Source organism: Flavobacterium sp. 102, assembly GCF_003634615.1.
GTDB lineage: Bacteria > Bacteroidota > Bacteroidia > Flavobacteriales > Flavobacteriaceae > Flavobacterium.
Window position 1 is genome coordinate 355,880 of record NZ_RBKX01000001.1, and the last position, 16,514, is coordinate 372,393.

At 36.4% G+C, this 16,514-nt stretch carries 12 protein-coding genes and 2 tRNA genes; 8 read left to right on the forward strand and 6 right to left on the reverse strand.

All coding sequences use genetic code 11. The annotated features are described in order from the left end of the window. The first annotated feature begins 11 nt into the window (after positions 1-11). On the forward strand, positions 12-2,156 hold the full coding sequence (locus C8C84_RS01655; protein ID WP_121311871.1) for a S46 family peptidase: 2,145 nt from the start codon (positions 12-14) through the stop codon (positions 2,154-2,156). 158 nt (positions 2,157-2,314) lie between these two features. After that, positions 2,315-2,518, forward strand: coding sequence for a hypothetical protein (locus tag C8C84_RS01660; protein ID WP_121311872.1), 204 nt, complete (start codon positions 2,315-2,317; stop codon positions 2,516-2,518). 86 nt (positions 2,519-2,604) lie between these two features. Here C8C84_RS01660 and C8C84_RS01665 read toward each other — a convergent pair whose 3' ends face one another. From C8C84_RS01665 to mutS, 4 genes are all read right to left on the reverse strand, one after another. Further along, positions 2,605-2,955 carry a DUF1508 domain-containing protein gene (locus C8C84_RS01665; RefSeq protein WP_121311873.1) on the reverse strand — a complete coding sequence of 117 codons (351 nt, stop codon included), beginning with the start codon at positions 2,953-2,955 and terminating at the stop codon, positions 2,605-2,607. A 171-nt stretch (positions 2,956-3,126) separates the two neighbouring features. Next, positions 3,127-3,212 (reverse strand) — tRNA-Leu (locus tag C8C84_RS01670). Between the two features lie 12 nt (positions 3,213-3,224). Beyond that, positions 3,225-3,297: transfer RNA gene (locus C8C84_RS01675), tRNA-Gly, on the reverse strand. A 141-nt stretch (positions 3,298-3,438) separates the two neighbouring features. Continuing rightward, positions 3,439-6,045, reverse strand: a complete 2,607-nt coding sequence (gene mutS / locus C8C84_RS01680; RefSeq protein ID WP_121311874.1) for a DNA mismatch repair protein MutS — start codon at positions 6,043-6,045, stop codon at positions 3,439-3,441. Between the two features lie 153 nt (positions 6,046-6,198). Between mutS and C8C84_RS01685 the strand changes: the two genes are divergently transcribed. The 3 genes from C8C84_RS01685 to C8C84_RS01695 all read left to right on the forward strand — a co-directional run bounded on the left by C8C84_RS01685 (position 6,199) and on the right by C8C84_RS01695 (position 9,441). After that, on the forward strand, positions 6,199-6,663 hold the full coding sequence (locus tag C8C84_RS01685) for a DUF1573 domain-containing protein (protein WP_121311875.1): 465 nt from the start codon (positions 6,199-6,201) through the stop codon (positions 6,661-6,663). Positions 6,664-6,740: 77 nt separating this feature from the next. Beyond that, positions 6,741-7,271, forward strand: coding sequence for an RNA methyltransferase (locus C8C84_RS01690; protein WP_121311876.1), 531 nt, complete (start codon positions 6,741-6,743; stop codon positions 7,269-7,271). Positions 7,272-7,338: 67 nt separating this feature from the next. Continuing rightward, on the forward strand, positions 7,339-9,441 hold the full coding sequence (locus C8C84_RS01695) for a T9SS type B sorting domain-containing protein (protein WP_233549702.1): 2,103 nt from the start codon (positions 7,339-7,341) through the stop codon (positions 9,439-9,441). A 5-nt stretch (positions 9,442-9,446) separates the two neighbouring features. Here the strand turns inward: C8C84_RS01695 and folK are convergent, their stop codons facing one another. Then, positions 9,447-10,580, reverse strand: a complete 1,134-nt coding sequence (gene folK, locus C8C84_RS01700; RefSeq protein ID WP_121311878.1) for a 2-amino-4-hydroxy-6-hydroxymethyldihydropteridine diphosphokinase — start codon at positions 10,578-10,580, stop codon at positions 9,447-9,449. 178 nt (positions 10,581-10,758) lie between these two features. Here folK and C8C84_RS01705 point away from each other — a divergent pair, with 178 nt between their 5' ends. Next, on the forward strand, positions 10,759-13,374 hold the full coding sequence (locus C8C84_RS01705) for an AsmA-like C-terminal region-containing protein (protein WP_121311879.1): 2,616 nt from the start codon (positions 10,759-10,761) through the stop codon (positions 13,372-13,374). A 63-nt stretch (positions 13,375-13,437) separates the two neighbouring features. On the opposite strand, the gene C8C84_RS01710 is transcribed toward C8C84_RS01705, so the two are convergent. Then, the gene (locus C8C84_RS01710) at positions 13,438-14,232 is read right to left on the reverse strand and encodes a DUF2797 domain-containing protein (RefSeq protein WP_121311880.1); all 795 of its coding nucleotides are present in this window, start codon (positions 14,230-14,232) and stop codon (positions 13,438-13,440) included. A gap of 85 nt (positions 14,233-14,317) precedes the next feature. On the opposite strand from C8C84_RS01710, the gene C8C84_RS01715 reads away from it, so the two are divergent. Both C8C84_RS01715 and C8C84_RS01720 read left to right on the forward strand, forming a co-directional pair. Continuing rightward, complete coding sequence (locus tag C8C84_RS01715; RefSeq protein ID WP_121311881.1) at positions 14,318-14,929, forward strand: N-acetylmuramoyl-L-alanine amidase; 612 nt, start codon at positions 14,318-14,320, stop codon at positions 14,927-14,929. A gap of 19 nt (positions 14,930-14,948) precedes the next feature. Continuing rightward, positions 14,949-16,478, forward strand: a complete 1,530-nt coding sequence (locus C8C84_RS01720) for a GH3 auxin-responsive promoter family protein (RefSeq protein WP_121311882.1) — start codon at positions 14,949-14,951, stop codon at positions 16,476-16,478. Positions 16,479-16,514: the final 36 nt, after the last annotated feature.

Genomic DNA, 16,514 nt, shown 5'->3' on the forward strand with positions numbered 1-16,514 from the left:
CAAACTACACTATGAAACTTTTAAGATTACTGCTACTACTTTTAGTATTTCAGGTACAAGCGCAACAAGGCGGCATGTGGATTCCTTCGTTATTGAAAGGAATGAACGAAAGCGAAATGAAAAATCTGGGCATGAAAATCAGTGCCGAAGACATTTATTCTGTAAACAAATCCAGTTTAAAAGATGCTGTTCCTCATTTTGACGGTGGTTGTACGGCGGAAGTTATTTCGGACAAAGGATTGATTTTAACCAATCACCACTGTGGTTATGACAACATTCAAAGTCATTCAACCGTTGAGCATGATTACCTAACCAATGGTTTTTGGGCCTATAAAATGGAAGAGGAATTGCCAAACAAAGACTTATTTGTAACCTTTATTATTCGCATAGATGATGTTACTGAAAAAGTGCTTTCCGGAGTTGCCTCATTGACTTCAGAAGCGGATAAACAAAAAAAGATAAAAGACAATATCGCTGAGTTGAGCAAAACTTCTCCCAAAGAATCTTGGCAAGAAAACAGCATCAAGACTTTCTATGACGGAAACCAATATATTTTATTTGTAACGGAGACCTTCCGTGATGTTCGTTTGGTTGGTGCGCCACCTAGTTCTATTGGAAAATTCGGTTCCGATACGGATAATTGGGTTTGGCCTCGTCATACCGGAGATTTCTCTTTGTTTAGAATTTATGCTGACAAAAACAATCGTCCGACTACTTATGCTGCTGATAACGTGCCTTACAAGCCTAAATACTTTTTTCCTATTTCTATCAATGGATTAAAGGAAAATGATTTCACTATGGTTTTAGGTTTTCCGGGAACAACCCGAGAATACTTACCTGCCGTAGCGGTTGAACAAATTGTAAACACATTAAATCCTGCTAAAATAGAAGTTCGCGACGCTACTTTAAAAGTGCAAAATGAATTCATGCGAAAAGACAAAGCCATTAAGATTCAATATGCCGCTAAGAACTCTTCTATATCTAATGCGTGGAAAAAATGGATTGGAGAATCCAAAGGTTTGAAAAAAGCCAATGCAGTAGCAGCAAAAAGACAATTTGAGGTCGATTTTCAAAAGAAAGTGATTGCTGCAGGAAAGCAAGGAGAATACGGAAATTTATTGGCTGATTTTGAGAAAAACTATACTGAAATAAACGACTATGCTTTGGCCAGAGATGTCTTTACAGAAGTCGCTTTGCGAAATACTGAAATACTGAATTTAGGTTACAAATTGTACCAATTAGAACAAATTTACAATACCAAAGGTGAGCAATCCTTCAACGACAGAAGAAACAATTTAATCAATGGATTAGGTGATTTCTATAAAGACTACAACACTACCATTGATGAAAAAGTTTTTGAAAAAACCATTGGCATTTATGCTAATACTTACCCAAAACAATTCTTGCCAAGTACTTTTGAAAATATAAATGCCGCCGTTTTAGCTAATGAAGTATTTACCCAATCGCAATTGGTTACCTATGAAAAAGTCAAAGTATTACTAACCGGCGATAGCAAAACCGTATTAGAAAGCCTCAACAAAGACAAAGGATTTCAGGTTGTAAAAATTATGGCAGACAATTATTTGAAAACTGTAGCGCCAAAATATGATGAAATCAATTTGAGGATAACTGCAACGCAACGAACTTATATGAAAGCCATTTTGGAATTGAGTAAAAAATCAGATAGAATTTTCCCGGATGCCAACAGTACATTCCGCGTAACTTATGGCAAGATTAAAGGCTACAAACCTAATGACGGTGTCATTTACGAACCCTTTACCTATTTGGATGGTGTAATCGAAAAGTACATTCCCGGTGATTATGAATTTGATGTTCCCCAAAAACTAATTGATTTATACAATACCAAAAACTATGGTAATTATGGCGTAAAAGGCAAAATGCCAGTCGCCTTCATTGCAACCAATCATACCACCGGCGGAAATTCCGGAAGTCCGGCACTTGACGCTAATGGAAATTTAATTGGCCTAAATTTTGACCGAGTATGGGAAGGAACGATGAGTGATATTTTTTATTCTCCTGAAATATGCAGAAACATTATGGTTGACATCCGCTATGTACTATTTGTGGTAGATAAATTTGCCGGCGCTGAGAATTTAATCAAAGAAATGAAGATCGTTGCACCAAAGAAAAAATAAAGAAATTAAGCAACTCTTAAGTTTTGGCATGATTGTTGTTAAATGAAAATCGAAGCAAAATAGAGATTTTTAAAAAAAGTTAAAATAAAAGTTTTTCCAAATAAAAAAATTTATATCTTTGCTCCGAATTAATAATTAACCTTTTATAATTAAGTAAGATGAAAAAAGTATTTTTAAGTTTAGCTGTTGTTGCTGCATTAACTGTAGTATCTTGTAAACAAGCTGATGCTGCTGCTGAAGCTACTGCTGACACAACTGTTGTTGCTGAGCCAGCTGCTGACACAACTACTGTTGTTGCTGACACAACTGCTGCTGACACAACTGCTGCTGCTCCAGCTACTGAAGCTCCAGCTGCTAAGTAATTTTAAATTACAGTAAGAAATTAAGCCACGCAATGCGTGGCTTTCTTTTTTTTATACAAGTTCTAAAACAAACCTCTTCCTAATCTTTATACATCTGAGAAAATAGAATCTCCGGCAGAAAAATCCAATATTTCTGCTTTAGAAGCATACTTAATAATCTCATCAATTCCCTTTTGCATCATCAATTCTGTAGAATACTTTCTGCTGACAGCAAAAACTTTTTCTTCATTCATCAATTTAAAAAAACATTTTCCTTTAGCCGTTTTAAACCTGAGGAAGCGATGTGAATCCACAGAAACTCTAAAAACCTCTATAGCTTCTTCACACTCAAATCGGAGTTCATAATCGGCACTGGTAAAAATTGTCTTCCCTTTTCTGGAGACAAACTCAAATTTATAGAAGTCATTTAATCTTTTAGTGATAACAAAAGTGCCCATACAACATTTAAAAGGATTTGAAATAAAAAAGTCTCTAATTTTCGTTAGAGGCTTTTGCTTTCACAGCAGCTTCGAAGTTACGAAGTTGAATCGGTATAAAACAATTAAACTTATTAAAAAATCAAACCATAGCCGCATAAAAAAAGCCCCTAACAAAGTTAGAGGCTTTTGTACTCAGAGCGGGACTTGAACCCGCACGAACATTGCTGTTCACTGGATTTTAAGTCCAGCGTGTCTACCAATTTCACCATCCGAGCGTATAGATGTTGAGCGAAAAACGGGGCTCGAACCCGCGACCTCGACCTTGGCAAGGTCGCGCTCTACCAACTGAGCTATTTTCGCATTTCAAATTTTGTAAGAACGGCAACACTTGTACTGTATTGCGGATGCAAATGTAATACTAAAATTCAATTATGCAAACCTTTTTTTGAAAAAAACTTTCTAAAAATCTAATTCCCTGATTAGCAAAATCAAGCGACAAGCTTATTTTTTCAATAACATTCTTTTCAACTCATTTAGCTTCATTAAAGCTTCCACCGGCGTTAAAGTATTGATGTCTAAATTCAAGATATCTTCTCTGATTTCTTCCAATAAAGGATCATCCATGCTGAAAATATTGAGCTGCATTTCGTCTTTTGAAGATCTAATTGTATTGAGTGCGTCGCTGGAATGATTTTTCTCTAATTTTTTCAAAAGCTTTTGCGCTTTCTGAATTACCATTTGAGGCATTCCGGCCATTTTAGCAACGTGAATACCAAAACTATGAGCACTACCGCCTTTAACCAACTTTCTGATAAAAAGCACATTGTCTTTTAACTCTTTTACCGAAACATTATAATTCTGAATTCTCGGCAGCAATTCGCTCATTTCATTTAACTCATGATAATGTGTAGCAAATAACGTTTTTGGTCTTGCCGGATTTTCATGTAAAAACTCGGCTATTGCCCAAGCAATAGAAATTCCGTCATACGTACTCGTACCACGACCGATTTCGTCTAACAAAACCAAACTTCTATCTGAAATATTATTCAAGATGGAAGCTGTTTCATTCATCTCCACCATAAATGTTGATTCACCCATCGAAATGTTATCGCTGGCGCCAACTCTGGTGAAAATTTTATCGACAACACCCATTCTGACCTTCTCTGCAGGAACAAAACTTCCCATTTGCGCCAGTAAAACAATCAAAGCCGTTTGTCTTAATATTGCGGATTTACCAGACATATTCGGCCCGGTAATCATAATGAGTTGTTGTGTTTCTCTGTCTAAGAAAACATCATTAGCCACATAAGGAACGCCAACGGGTAATTGCTTTTCAATCACAGGATGACGACCATTATTGATTTCTAATTCAAATGTATCATCCAAAATCGGACACACGTAATCATTTTCTATAGCCAATTGCGCAAAAGAAGTCAAGCAATCCAATTGGGCAACCAAATTAGCATTCAACTGTACTTGTTTGATATAAGTACCAATCCAAATCACGAGTTGTTCAAACAAATGGCTTTCGATTTGGTGGATTTTTTCTTCGGCGCCGAGAATCTTAGTTTCGTATTCTTTTAACTCTTCCGTGATGTATCTTTCAGCATTGACTAAAGTTTGTTTTCTAATCCATTCGGGAGGAACCTTGTCTTTATGTGTGTTACGGACTTCTATATAATACCCAAAGACGTTATTAAAAGAAATCTTCAAAGAAGTAATTCCGGTGCGCTCTGATTCTCTTTTCTCAATACCTTCTAAATATTCTTTCCCCGAAAAGGCAATGTTGCGCAGTTCGTCTAATTCGGCATGAATTCCTGTCGCGATTGCATTTCCTTTAGCAATTGAAACCGGAGAATCTTGATTTAGCGTGGCTTTTATTTTTTCGCGAAGCAAATCACAAGCATGCAAATTGTCGCCAATAACCCGAACAGCCTCTTGTTTACTTTCCAAAGCAATCGTCTTTATTGGAATAATGGCATCAAGAGATTCTTTCAAATAAATGACTTCACGAGGAGAAATTTTCCCGGTAGCGACTTTTGAAATCAAACGTTCCAAATCGGAAATCTGCTTGATTTGGTATTGTATTTTTTGAAGGATTTCTTGATCTTCTTTCAAATAAGAAACCACTTCGTGACGACTTCTTATCTTATTGATATCTTTCAAAGGCAAAGCCAACCAGCGTTTCAACAATCTTGAACCCATTGGCGAAAGCGTTCGGTCAATCACATCCAAAAGCGTTACGGCATTTTGAGAATGACTATGATATAATTCTAAATTTCGAATGGTAAATCGATCCATCCAAACATAAGCATCTTCGGCTATACGTTGGATATTAGTAATATGTTGAACTTTGTTGTGTTGCGTTTCTGATAAATAATAAAGAATCGCACCCGAAGCAATGATGCCATCGGGTAATTCTTCTACACCAAAACCTTTTAAGGAATTGGTTTGAAAATGATTCATCAAAGTTTCTACCGCATAATCTTCTTTATAAACCCAATCTTCAAGGTAAAACACATTAAAATCTTCGCCAAAACTTTCTTTGAATTGACCTTTGTTGTTCTTTTGAATTAAAATCTCACTCGGACTAAAATTCTGCAACAGCTTATCAATGTATTCCTCATTGCCTTGCGCTGTCAGGAATTCTCCGGTAGAAACATCCAGAAAAGCAACACCCAATTGCTTCTTTCCAAAATAAATTGAAGCCAAAAAGTTATTCGACCTAGAATTTAAAACTTCATCGTTCATCGAAACACCTGGTGTTACCAATTCGGTTACACCGCGTTTGACAATAGTTTTTGTCATTTTAGGGTCTTCCAATTGATCACAAATGGCGACACGTAATCCAGCTTTTACTAATTTTGGCAAATAGGTATTTAAAGAATGGTGTGGAAATCCGGCCAATGCGGTTTCTGTTTCCGAACCTGCGCCACGTTTGGTTAAAACGATACCGAGTATTTTAGAAGCACGAATCGCATCTTCACCAAAGGTCTCATAAAAATCACCTACTCTGAACAACAAACACGCATCGGGATACTTTCTTTTTATCTCGTTGTATTGCTTCATTAAAGGCGTTTCCTTGGGTTGAATCTCTTTGGCTGACAATGGAATTTTGATTTAAATTTATAAGAAAGCGAATTTAAATATTTTAGCTCGAATAGCCGACGCAAAAAAAATTAATTTAATATTAAGGTAAAAAAAAGGGCTCGGTTTTATATTTTGGATAGATTTGCTACAGAAACTTAAAAACATTATAAAATGAAAAAAATAATTTTACTTGCTGCCTTAGTTACTTTTGGCGTTACTACTTCTAATGCTCAAACAGCCAAAAAAGCAGTTAAAAAAGAAGCTTCGAAAATTGACGCTCCCAAAGTAGACGGACCGGGAATGTTATTCGAAAACGAAACTATCGATTACGGAACTATTCCTGCTAATTCTGACGGAAAAAGAGAATTTGTATTCGTAAACAACGGAAACAAACCGTTAATCATTGAAAGTGCTCAAGGTTCTTGCGGATGTACTGTACCAACAAAACCGGAAAAAGCAATTCAACCGGGAGAAAAAGGATCAATTGGAGTTAAATATGATACTTCAAGAGCCGGACAACCTTTTACTAAAACAGTAACTATAAAATCAAACGCTGTAGGTCAAGAAACTAAAGTTCTTACTATTAAAGGTAATGTATTGCCTGCTGAGACTAAAGTTGAGCCTATAAAAAGTTAATTATACTTAATTATAAATTCGAAAAGTCCCGATTTAGTCGGGACTTTTTTTTTGAATATCTTTGTCAAAAAAAATAAATGCGAAAGCTTGAAAATAAAGAGTTAGAACGAAAATCAGTCGCCGACTTTAAGGAAGCCGAAAAAACACCTATCACAATCATTCTTGATGACATCAGAAGTCTACACAACATTGGTTCAGTTTTCAGAACCGCTGATGCTTTTCTGATTGAAAAAATATACCTCTGTGGCATTACCGCCATTCCTCCTCACAAAGAAATTCACAAAACAGCCTTGGGTGCTACAGAAACAGTTGCTTGGGAATATCATAAAGAAGTAACTCACGTAATTGAAAATTTAAAAAAAGACAACTTCGAAGTCTTTGCTATTGAACAAGTAGAAAATGCTGTTTTTTTACAAGATTTTGCCATAGAAAAAAGAAAAAAATATGCTTTGGTTTTCGGCAATGAAGTCTATGGTGTATCTCAAAAAGCAATTGAGCTTTGTGATGGTTCAATTGAGATTCCGCAAATAGGAACTAAACATTCTTTAAACATATCTGTTAGTGCCGGAATTGTCGTTTGGGATTTGTTCCAAAAAATGAAGTTTTAAACCGATAATTTACTTTTTAAGATAATTTTATAATAAAAAAGGTCAGTATTTGATTATTTTTATGGCCATGAAAAAAAATCTGATTGCCTTTTTATTATTAATGTTCTGCTCTTCATCTTTTGTTTTTGGGAGCGTAAAAGCTTCATTGTGTAGTAAACAAACCACCAATATTGCACCAATATTAATAGCGACCGGAAACCAAACCTATTGTCCCGGAACTTCAATGAAGATTGTAACCAACATAACCATCACAGATCCTGATGACCCCGGAATAGACGCCATTTACGTTCAAATTTCATCCGGATATGATTTAGGCGATGACACTTTGACTTTGATTGGAAACCATCCGAATATAAGTACGGCCTGGAACGCCACAACGGGAACCTTAACACTATCAGGCATCACTGGACAACCAACATACACAGAACTGGAAGCTGCTATTGAGGATATTGAATTTTCTTCAAATGCTGCGAATCCATCGGGAACAAGAAACTTTTCTATAACGGTTGGTCAAGCCAATTATCTTCCCTCAAACGGACATTATTATTTGTATATTCCCAACATCGGAATCACTTGGTCAGCAGCAAAATCTGCAGCAGAAGCCAGCACCTATTATGGACTACAAGGGTATTTGGCAACCATAACTTCAGGAGAAGAAGCTCAAATTGCAGGAGAACAAACCACCGGTGCCGGATGGATTGGCGGTAGTGACGAAGAAACAGAAGGCGTTTGGAAATGGATGACCGGACCTGAAATAGGAACCGTTTTTTGGAATGGAAATTTCACTGGTTTCACGACTAATTATGCCTTTTGGAATATTGGAGAACCTAATAATTTGGGCAACGAAAATTACGCACACGTAACCGCTCCTGGTGTTGGTATAACTGGCTCTTGGAATGACTTAACCAATACCGGAACAACAGGCGGTGATTATCAACCAAAAGGCTACATAGTTGAGTATGGCGGACTGCCCGGTGACCCAACATTACAAATTGCAACCAGTTCAACTATGTCAATTGCCGCAATTACTTCAACAACCACAGCTACTCGTTGCGGAGCCGGAACCGTTAGTTTACAAGCTGTTTCTAATACCGGAACAGTCAATTGGTACACTACCCCAACCGGCGGAACACCAATAGCTACAGGAAATAATTTCACCACACCAAGTATAAGCTCTACTACCACTTATTATGCGGCGGCTAATTTTAATAGTTGCCCGGATACTTACAGAACTCCTGTTGTTGCCAATGTCACTCCAAAACCAATATTAACCTATACTTCTCCCTATTATATGTGTGATGAAGCTTACACGATTATTGATGTTGAAACTTCTTCTGGAATCATGTTTTGGTATGATAGTCCGACAAGCACAAATTCCATTTTTCTGGGAACTCATTTTATAGTACCAAATATCCATCAAAACACTACTTTTTATGCGGAAGCTAATTTTAGCAATTGTTTATCAGATAGAGTTCCTATTCAAGTAAATGTGTATGCAACACCAATCCTTTCTGACGAAACCATTGACCTATGTGAAAATGATGTTATTACCTTAAGTTCCGGAAATCCCGGAATGAGTTACCTTTGGTCAACAGGCGAAACAACCCAAACCATTGTCACAACAGGACTTCCAAATTACTCCGTTACCGTAACAACACCGGCGCCTGGAAATTGTTCAAAAACCAAAACCTTCACTATTAATTATAATCCTGAACCTGTAATTTCAAGTATTGATACCGCAGATTTACAAGTAACCATCAACACCTCACAAAGTGGTGATTTTGAGTATTCTCTTGACGGAATCAATTATCAGAGTTCTAATGTTTTTATGGTGAATGAAGGCGGAATGTATATCGCTTATGTCAGAGAAACAAATCAATGTGGTGCAGACCAAAAACCATTTGTAGTTATCTCAATTCCAGATTTTTTCACACCAAACGGAGATAATATTAACGATACTTGGTCAATCAAAGGTGCAAATTTCTACGCCAATGCAGAAGTGAGAATTTTTGACAGATTTGGTAAATTAATTACGGTTTTAAACTATTCTAATTGGGCTTGGGATGGCACTTATAATGGTAAACTTTTACCTTCAACCGATTATTGGTTTGTAGCCAAAATTGACAACACCATGCCCGAAATAAAAGGGCATTTCTCAATGCTGAGATAAAAAAACTATTGAATTTTATTTTTAATTTCCTCCAAAATAAAAACATAATCGTCTTGATTATTCAAAAAATCTCTATTGGTCACGTCTATGATCAATACGTTCAAATCCTTTTGTGATTTGATATAATCCAAATAACCATTATTGATTTTCTCTAGATATTCGGCTGGAATTTCCTGCTCATAACTTCGACCTCTTGTTTTGATGTTTGCCAAAAGTCTTTCGGTGCTTTGGTACAAATAAATATACAAATCGGGTTTGGGCATTTCTTTGTAAATAATATCAAACATCGTTTTATACAACCGGAATTCATCTTCGGCTAAAGTCACTTTAGCAAAAATCAAAGATTTAAAAATGTGATAATCCGCAACGATAAAATCCTTGAACAAATCAAACTGCGCTAAATCATCCGAAATCTGCTGGTATCTATCGGCCAAAAATGACATTTCCAACGGGAAAGCATAACGATTTTGGTCTTCGTAAAATTTAGGCAGAAAAGGATTGTCAGCAAAACGTTCCAAAACGGTTTTCGCATTAAAATCTTCTGCTAATTTATTGGTCAAAGTTGTTTTTCCGGCACCAATATTTCCTTCAATAGCGATGTAGTTAAAATGGTCGAGCTTGATTTTAGCAATAGGAATTTCAAGGCTTTGAACTACTTTGCAATTGCTCTTGTCTTCTGAAAGGACCAACAGTTCATGCAAATATTTCTGTAAAATCGGATGGCGCCAATCTAAGTTTAAGTCACGCATTGGCAACAAAACAAAAAGTCGGTTTTGCATTTCAGGATGAGGCACTTGCAACTTTTCTGAAGCAATAATTTCTTCATCAAAAGCAATCACGTCAATATCAATAATTCGGGCTTGGTAACCGTCATTATCTGCGCGAACTCTTCCCATGGCTTCTTCAAGCAATAACACTTCTTCTAAAGTTTGATGTGCCGATTTATGCGTATTCATCACGACAGCACAATTGTAAAATTTCTCGCTTTCAAAACCCCAAGAAGGCGTTTCATAAAGCTTAGAAACTCGGATTATGGTGCCAACTTCCTTGTGCAAATCATTAATACAACGCTCAATATTTTGGAGACGATTGCCTTGATTAGTACCTAAAGATAAAATGACTTGATGCTGCTTGTTCATAGAAGCACAAATTAACTAAAACTATTTCAGAATAACGGCAAAAAACAACTGACTGTTAATAACAATTTCTCAACAATTCTATTAATCCAAAATCATAAAACTTCTTTAAATAGTAACCATATTATGGCTAAAAGGCATTATTTTTGTTTAGCCAATGCGTAACTAAATCTATCACATCATGTTAAAGAAAATCCTAAAAATAGTCGGAATTGTTTTGTTGTTACTCGTAATTTCCGCTTTTGCGATTCCATATTTCTTTAAAGACCAAATCAAAGCCAAAATTTTAACGGCTATCAATGAAAAAGTCGATGCCAAAGTAGCTTTCGCAGATGCCGATTTGAGTTTGTTTAAAAACTTCCCGAATGCGAGTGTAAATATTGAAAAACTGTCTATCATCAACAAAGCACCATTTGAAGGTGATACTTTAGTGGCTTTTGAAGAATTAAATCTGAAAATGGCTATTGGACAACTCTTCAATAGTGACGACGAACCAATGCAAATTGACGGAATCGATTCTAAAAACGGATTGATTAATATTATCATCAATAAAAATGGTGTTGGCAATTACGATATCGCTCTGAAAGAAGAAAGCAAAGCAAATGACGGTAAAAGCAAACCTCTTTCGCTAAAAATAAAAGAGTATGCTGTGGAGAATTTCAAATTTAAATATTATGATGAAAAGTCAAAAATCAAGTTGGTTTTAGACAGTATCAATCATGAAGGAACCGGAGATTTTGCGGCTTCTAAATTGGATTTGGTCACCAAAACCACGACAAAAGTGTCACTCGACATGGACAAAGTGAACTACATGAAAAATATAGCCATTTCTTTGGATGCCGTTCTCGGAATTGACTTAGACCAAAGCAAATATACTTTCAAAGAAAACAAAGCAAAAATCAACGAATTGCCTTTAGAATTCAATGGTTTTATCCAAATGGTCGATGCCGGACAACAATATGATGTGACATTCAAAACGCCAACTTCTTCTTTTAAAAACTTCTTAGGCTTAATCCCGGCGCAATATGCGGCGAATTTAAAAGACGTGAAAACCAGCGGTGACTTTACGGTGGCCGGTTTTGCTAAAGGATTGCTTTCCGATACTACTGTGCCAAAATTCAACATCGATATTGCTTCCAATAATGCTTCATTCCAATATCCGAATTTGCCGAAATCAGTTCAAAATATTGTTATAGACACCAAAATCATCAACGAAACAGGTGTGATGAACGATACTTATGTGAACTTGGATAAATTATCTTTCCAGATTGACCAAGATGTTTTCAGTGCAAAAGCGAATATTAAAAATATAGCCGAAAATGCTTTGGTAAATGCGGCACTGAAAGGAACAATCAACTTAGGTAACCTGACGAAAGCTTATCCGGTAAAATTAGACAAACCATTAACGGGAATTTTGAAAGCCGATGTGACGACGGAATTCGACATGCAATCGGTAGAAAAAAGTGATTATGCCCGAATCAAAAATGCAGGAACGATGGATTTAACCGGTTTCAACTATACAGATGAAAACGGCAAAACGATGAAAATCAGCAAGGCTTTGGTTTCTTTTAATCCAAATCGTGTGAATTTGACACAATTCAATGCCACCACCGGCAAAACCGATTTAGCCGTAACCGGAGTTTTGGAAAATTTCTATGGCTTTATCTTTAAAAACCAAGAACTGAAAGGAAACTTCAATCTGAATTCGAATCAATTGGCCGTAAATGATTTTATGACGACCGGAACTGAAACAACTAAAGACGCTAAAGCCAGCGAGCCAATGAAAATTCCGGCATTTTTAAATTGTTCGTTAACAGCCAAAGCCAACACGGTTTTATACGACAATTTAGTGCTGAAAAATGTTTCGGGTAAAGTCATTATCAAAGACCAAAAAGCGACTTTAGAAAACGGTAAAACTGATATTTTTGGGGGTTCAATTGCGTTTAATGGTGATGTTTCTACCAAAGAAAAAACGCCCAAATTCAACATGGATTTAGGATTAAACGGAGTTGACATTCAACAAACATTTACCCAATTGGAGATGATGAAAAAAATTGCACCGATTGCGGGAGTGATTAACGGAAAACTGAATTCAAAAATCAAATTGTCCGGAAATTTAGACGCGAAAGAAATGACGCCTGATTTAAAAAGTATCACCGGGGATTTATTGGGACAATTGCTTTCAACTACAGTGAATTCAAGCAACTCGACTTTATTGACGGCTTTGGACAATAAGTTAGGTTTTGTGGATTTGACCAAATTAAACTTAAACGATTTAAAAGCGGCCTTAACTTTCAAAGACGGAAAAGTCAACGTAAAACCTTTTGATATCAAATACCAAGATATAAAAGCGACTATTGGTGGAACACACGGTTTTGACCAATTGATGAATTACAATGTGAAGTTGGATGTCCCTGCAAAATATTTAGGCAACGACATCAATAATTTAATTGGAAAACTAACTCCGACAGATGCTAAGAAATTTGAAACTATTCCGATAAACGCAATCCTTACCGGGAATTTCAAAAATCCAAATGTAACTACTGATCTCAAACAAGCCACAACGACTTTGGTCAATAACTTGGTCAAACAACAGAAAGATAGACTCGTTCAACAAGGCACTTCAGCACTTGGAAACTTCATCAGCAATAACACCAAGCCAAAGGATACATCGAAAACAACGACACCAAAAGAAGATGTTAAAACCAAAGCCAACGACTTAATCAAAGATTTATTCAACAAAAAGAAAAAAACAGCACCCAAAACGGAACCAACAACGCCGACGCCGACAAAATAAAAAAAGACACGAGCGAAGCGAACTGACGAAGTAAACCCTTTCTCAACAGAAAGGGTTTTTTATTTAAACGTTTATCTTAACAACATAACCTTCAAAAGTTCTAACGTTGAAAACGGTTCCGTCTTCAAACATCAAGTATTGTCCTTTGACACCCGTGAGTTTTCCGGAGAAATTAGGCGATTTGTCTAAACTCAAACTATTCACTTTACTAGGATATTGCAAAACAGGATATTGCAATTCATATAAATCTTCCTTGTTGGGATTGAAAAATTCTTGAACTTCTGCTGGAATTAAATGCTCTAATTTTAATCTTTCAGCCATTAAGTCAACTTCAGGCACATCATTCTTCAACATTTTTTGCCAATTGGTTTTATCGGCATAATGGTTTTTTAAAGCAACTTCGGTAATTCCGGCCAAATAACGATTTGGCACTTCCACTATCGGAATAGCCTGAACAGCGCCTTGGTCAATCCAACGTGTCGGCACTTGGGTTTTCCGGGTTACGCCCACTTTGATTTCACTCGATAAGGCCAAATAAACAATATGCGGTTGTAGCTGTACTTTCTTTTCGTAGGCTAAATCTCGGTCTTCGATGTCTAAATGCGCTGTGCTCAATTCGGGTTTCATAATCCAATCACCTGCTGCGGCTGAGCTCATAAAACAATCATAGCAAAATCCTTGGCGGAAAATCTTTTTCTTTTTACCGCAATTCAAACATTGATAACCTTGAAATGAGATTTCCAATGACTTGTCTAACAATTGGTTTAGGCTCAAAAAACTATCCTCAAACACCAGATAATACTGAATCGGATTGGAGAATTCGGTTTGCATTTTGGTGAGTACGCCTTCGTAAGTCATGCTACTGTTCTGTTTTTTGGATAAAAGTATAATAAAATTAGTATATTAGCGTTATCATTTTACGTCTAACCCAATCTTATTTACCATGAAAAACCTATTCAAAGTTGCCTTGTTGGTTGTTTCATTTGCAACCTTATCTTTTATCACTGCCGAAAAAAAGGAGATTAATATCGTAATTGATGCCGGTCATGGCGGACATGATTTAGGAGCAACTCATGAAGAGGCTCTTGAGAAATCTATCGTAGTCGAAGTCACCAAAAAAATTCAGTCTTTGAACACCGATGCTGATATAAAAATTCATGTCACCAGAACGGAAGACCACTTTTTATCTTTACAAGAAAGAGCAAATTTTATAAACAAAATCAAACCAGATTTGGTTATTTCACTTCATACCAATTCAAACAAAAACTCCACTACCACAGGAATAGAAACCTTTTATTCAGACAAATCTATCGCTGCTTTGAAATCCGAAGAAATGGCCAATAAGTTGAGTGAAGTCATTGCAAAAAACATCCCTTTGAATAATCGCGGTGTAAAAAAAGCGCCTTTTTGGATTTTATCCAAATCAGAAGTTCCTGCTGTAATAGTTGAAATGGGGTTTATCAGTAACCAAAATGACAAAGACTATTTAACCAACGAAAAGGGTCAAAATGAAATAGCCAAAACCATTTTAGAGTTTATTGAAGGGTTAAAATAATAATTCTTAAATCCAAAATATGCTCTATCCAATCATTAACTCTATCGCATCCTGGGTTTTGAAACAACGCATTCATCAGATTGAGTTGTTTCTGAAATACCCGCATGAAGTTCAGGATGAGTTGTTGATGAATTTGATTCGGAACTGTGACGAAACGGTTTTAGGCAAAAAATATGATTTCGAAAGCATCAAGTCTTACCAAACTTTTGCTGAAAGAATTCCGGTTTCATCTTATGAAGATTTGGAGCCATTGATCGAAGAAACACGTCAAGGTTATCAGAATATTTTTTGGAACACACCCATAAAATGGTTCGCCAAATCGAGCGGAACGACCAATGCAAAAAGCAAATTTATACCGGTCAGCAACGAAGCGCTCGAAGACTGTCATTACAAAGCCAGCAAGGATTTATTGTGTATGTATTTGAACAACAACGAGAATTCTGAAATGTTTTTAGGCAAAAGTTTACGTCTGGGCGGCAGTTCTCAGATTTATGAAAATAACAATACTTTCTTTGGTGATTTATCAGCTATATTGATTGAAAACATGCCCATGTGGGCCGAATTCAGTAGCACACCAAGCAATAAAATCTCATTGATGAGCGAATGGGAAAGCAAACTCACCGCAATTATCAATGAAACGAAAACCGAAAACGTAACCAGTTTTGCCGGCGTTCCTTCTTGGATGTTGGTTTTGCTAAATCGAATTTTAACCGAATCCGGAAAAGAAAACATGTTTGAGCTTTGGCCGAATTTGGAAGTTTATTTCCATGGCGGCGTGAGTTTTGAACCTTATCGCGAGCAATACAAAAAGATTTTACCTAAATCTGATTTTAAGTATTACGAGATTTACAACGCTTCCGAAGGCTTTTTTGCCATTCAGGATTTGAATTATTCAAATGATTTGTTGTTAATGTTGGATTATGGTATTTTCTATGAATTTATTCCGATGGATACTTTTGGCACACCCAACCAGAAAATCGTTCGATTATCCGATGTGGAATTGTTCAAAAATTATGCAATGGTGATTACAACTAACGCCGGACTTTGGCGTTACATGATTGGCGACACCGTTCGTTTTACTTCATTAAACCCATACCGAATCAGAGTTTCCGGAAGGACCAAACACCATATTAATGTTTTTGGTGAAGAGTTAATGGTAGAAAATACCGATTTGGCTTTGGCTAAAACTTGTTCGGCTTTACACTGCGAAGTGATTGATTATACTGTTGCGCCGATTTATATGCAAGGCAAAGAGAAAGGTTCACACGAATGGATGATTGAGTTCAAAAAACATCCTAAAAACATTGATTTATTCCAAAAAGCATTGGACGAAAACATACAGTCGGTCAACTCAGATTACGAAGCCAAACGGTACAACAACATGACATTGAACGAACTCAAAATCAATGTCGCTCGAGAAAATTTATTCTATGATTGGCTCAAAGAAAACGACAAACTCGGTGGACAACATAAGATTCCGAGACTTTCGAATCAGAGAGATTATTTGGAACAATTGTTGAATATGCAACACCATGTAAATTCCAAATAAAATCCTGAAACTTCGAAACAAGTAACTTTAAATTTC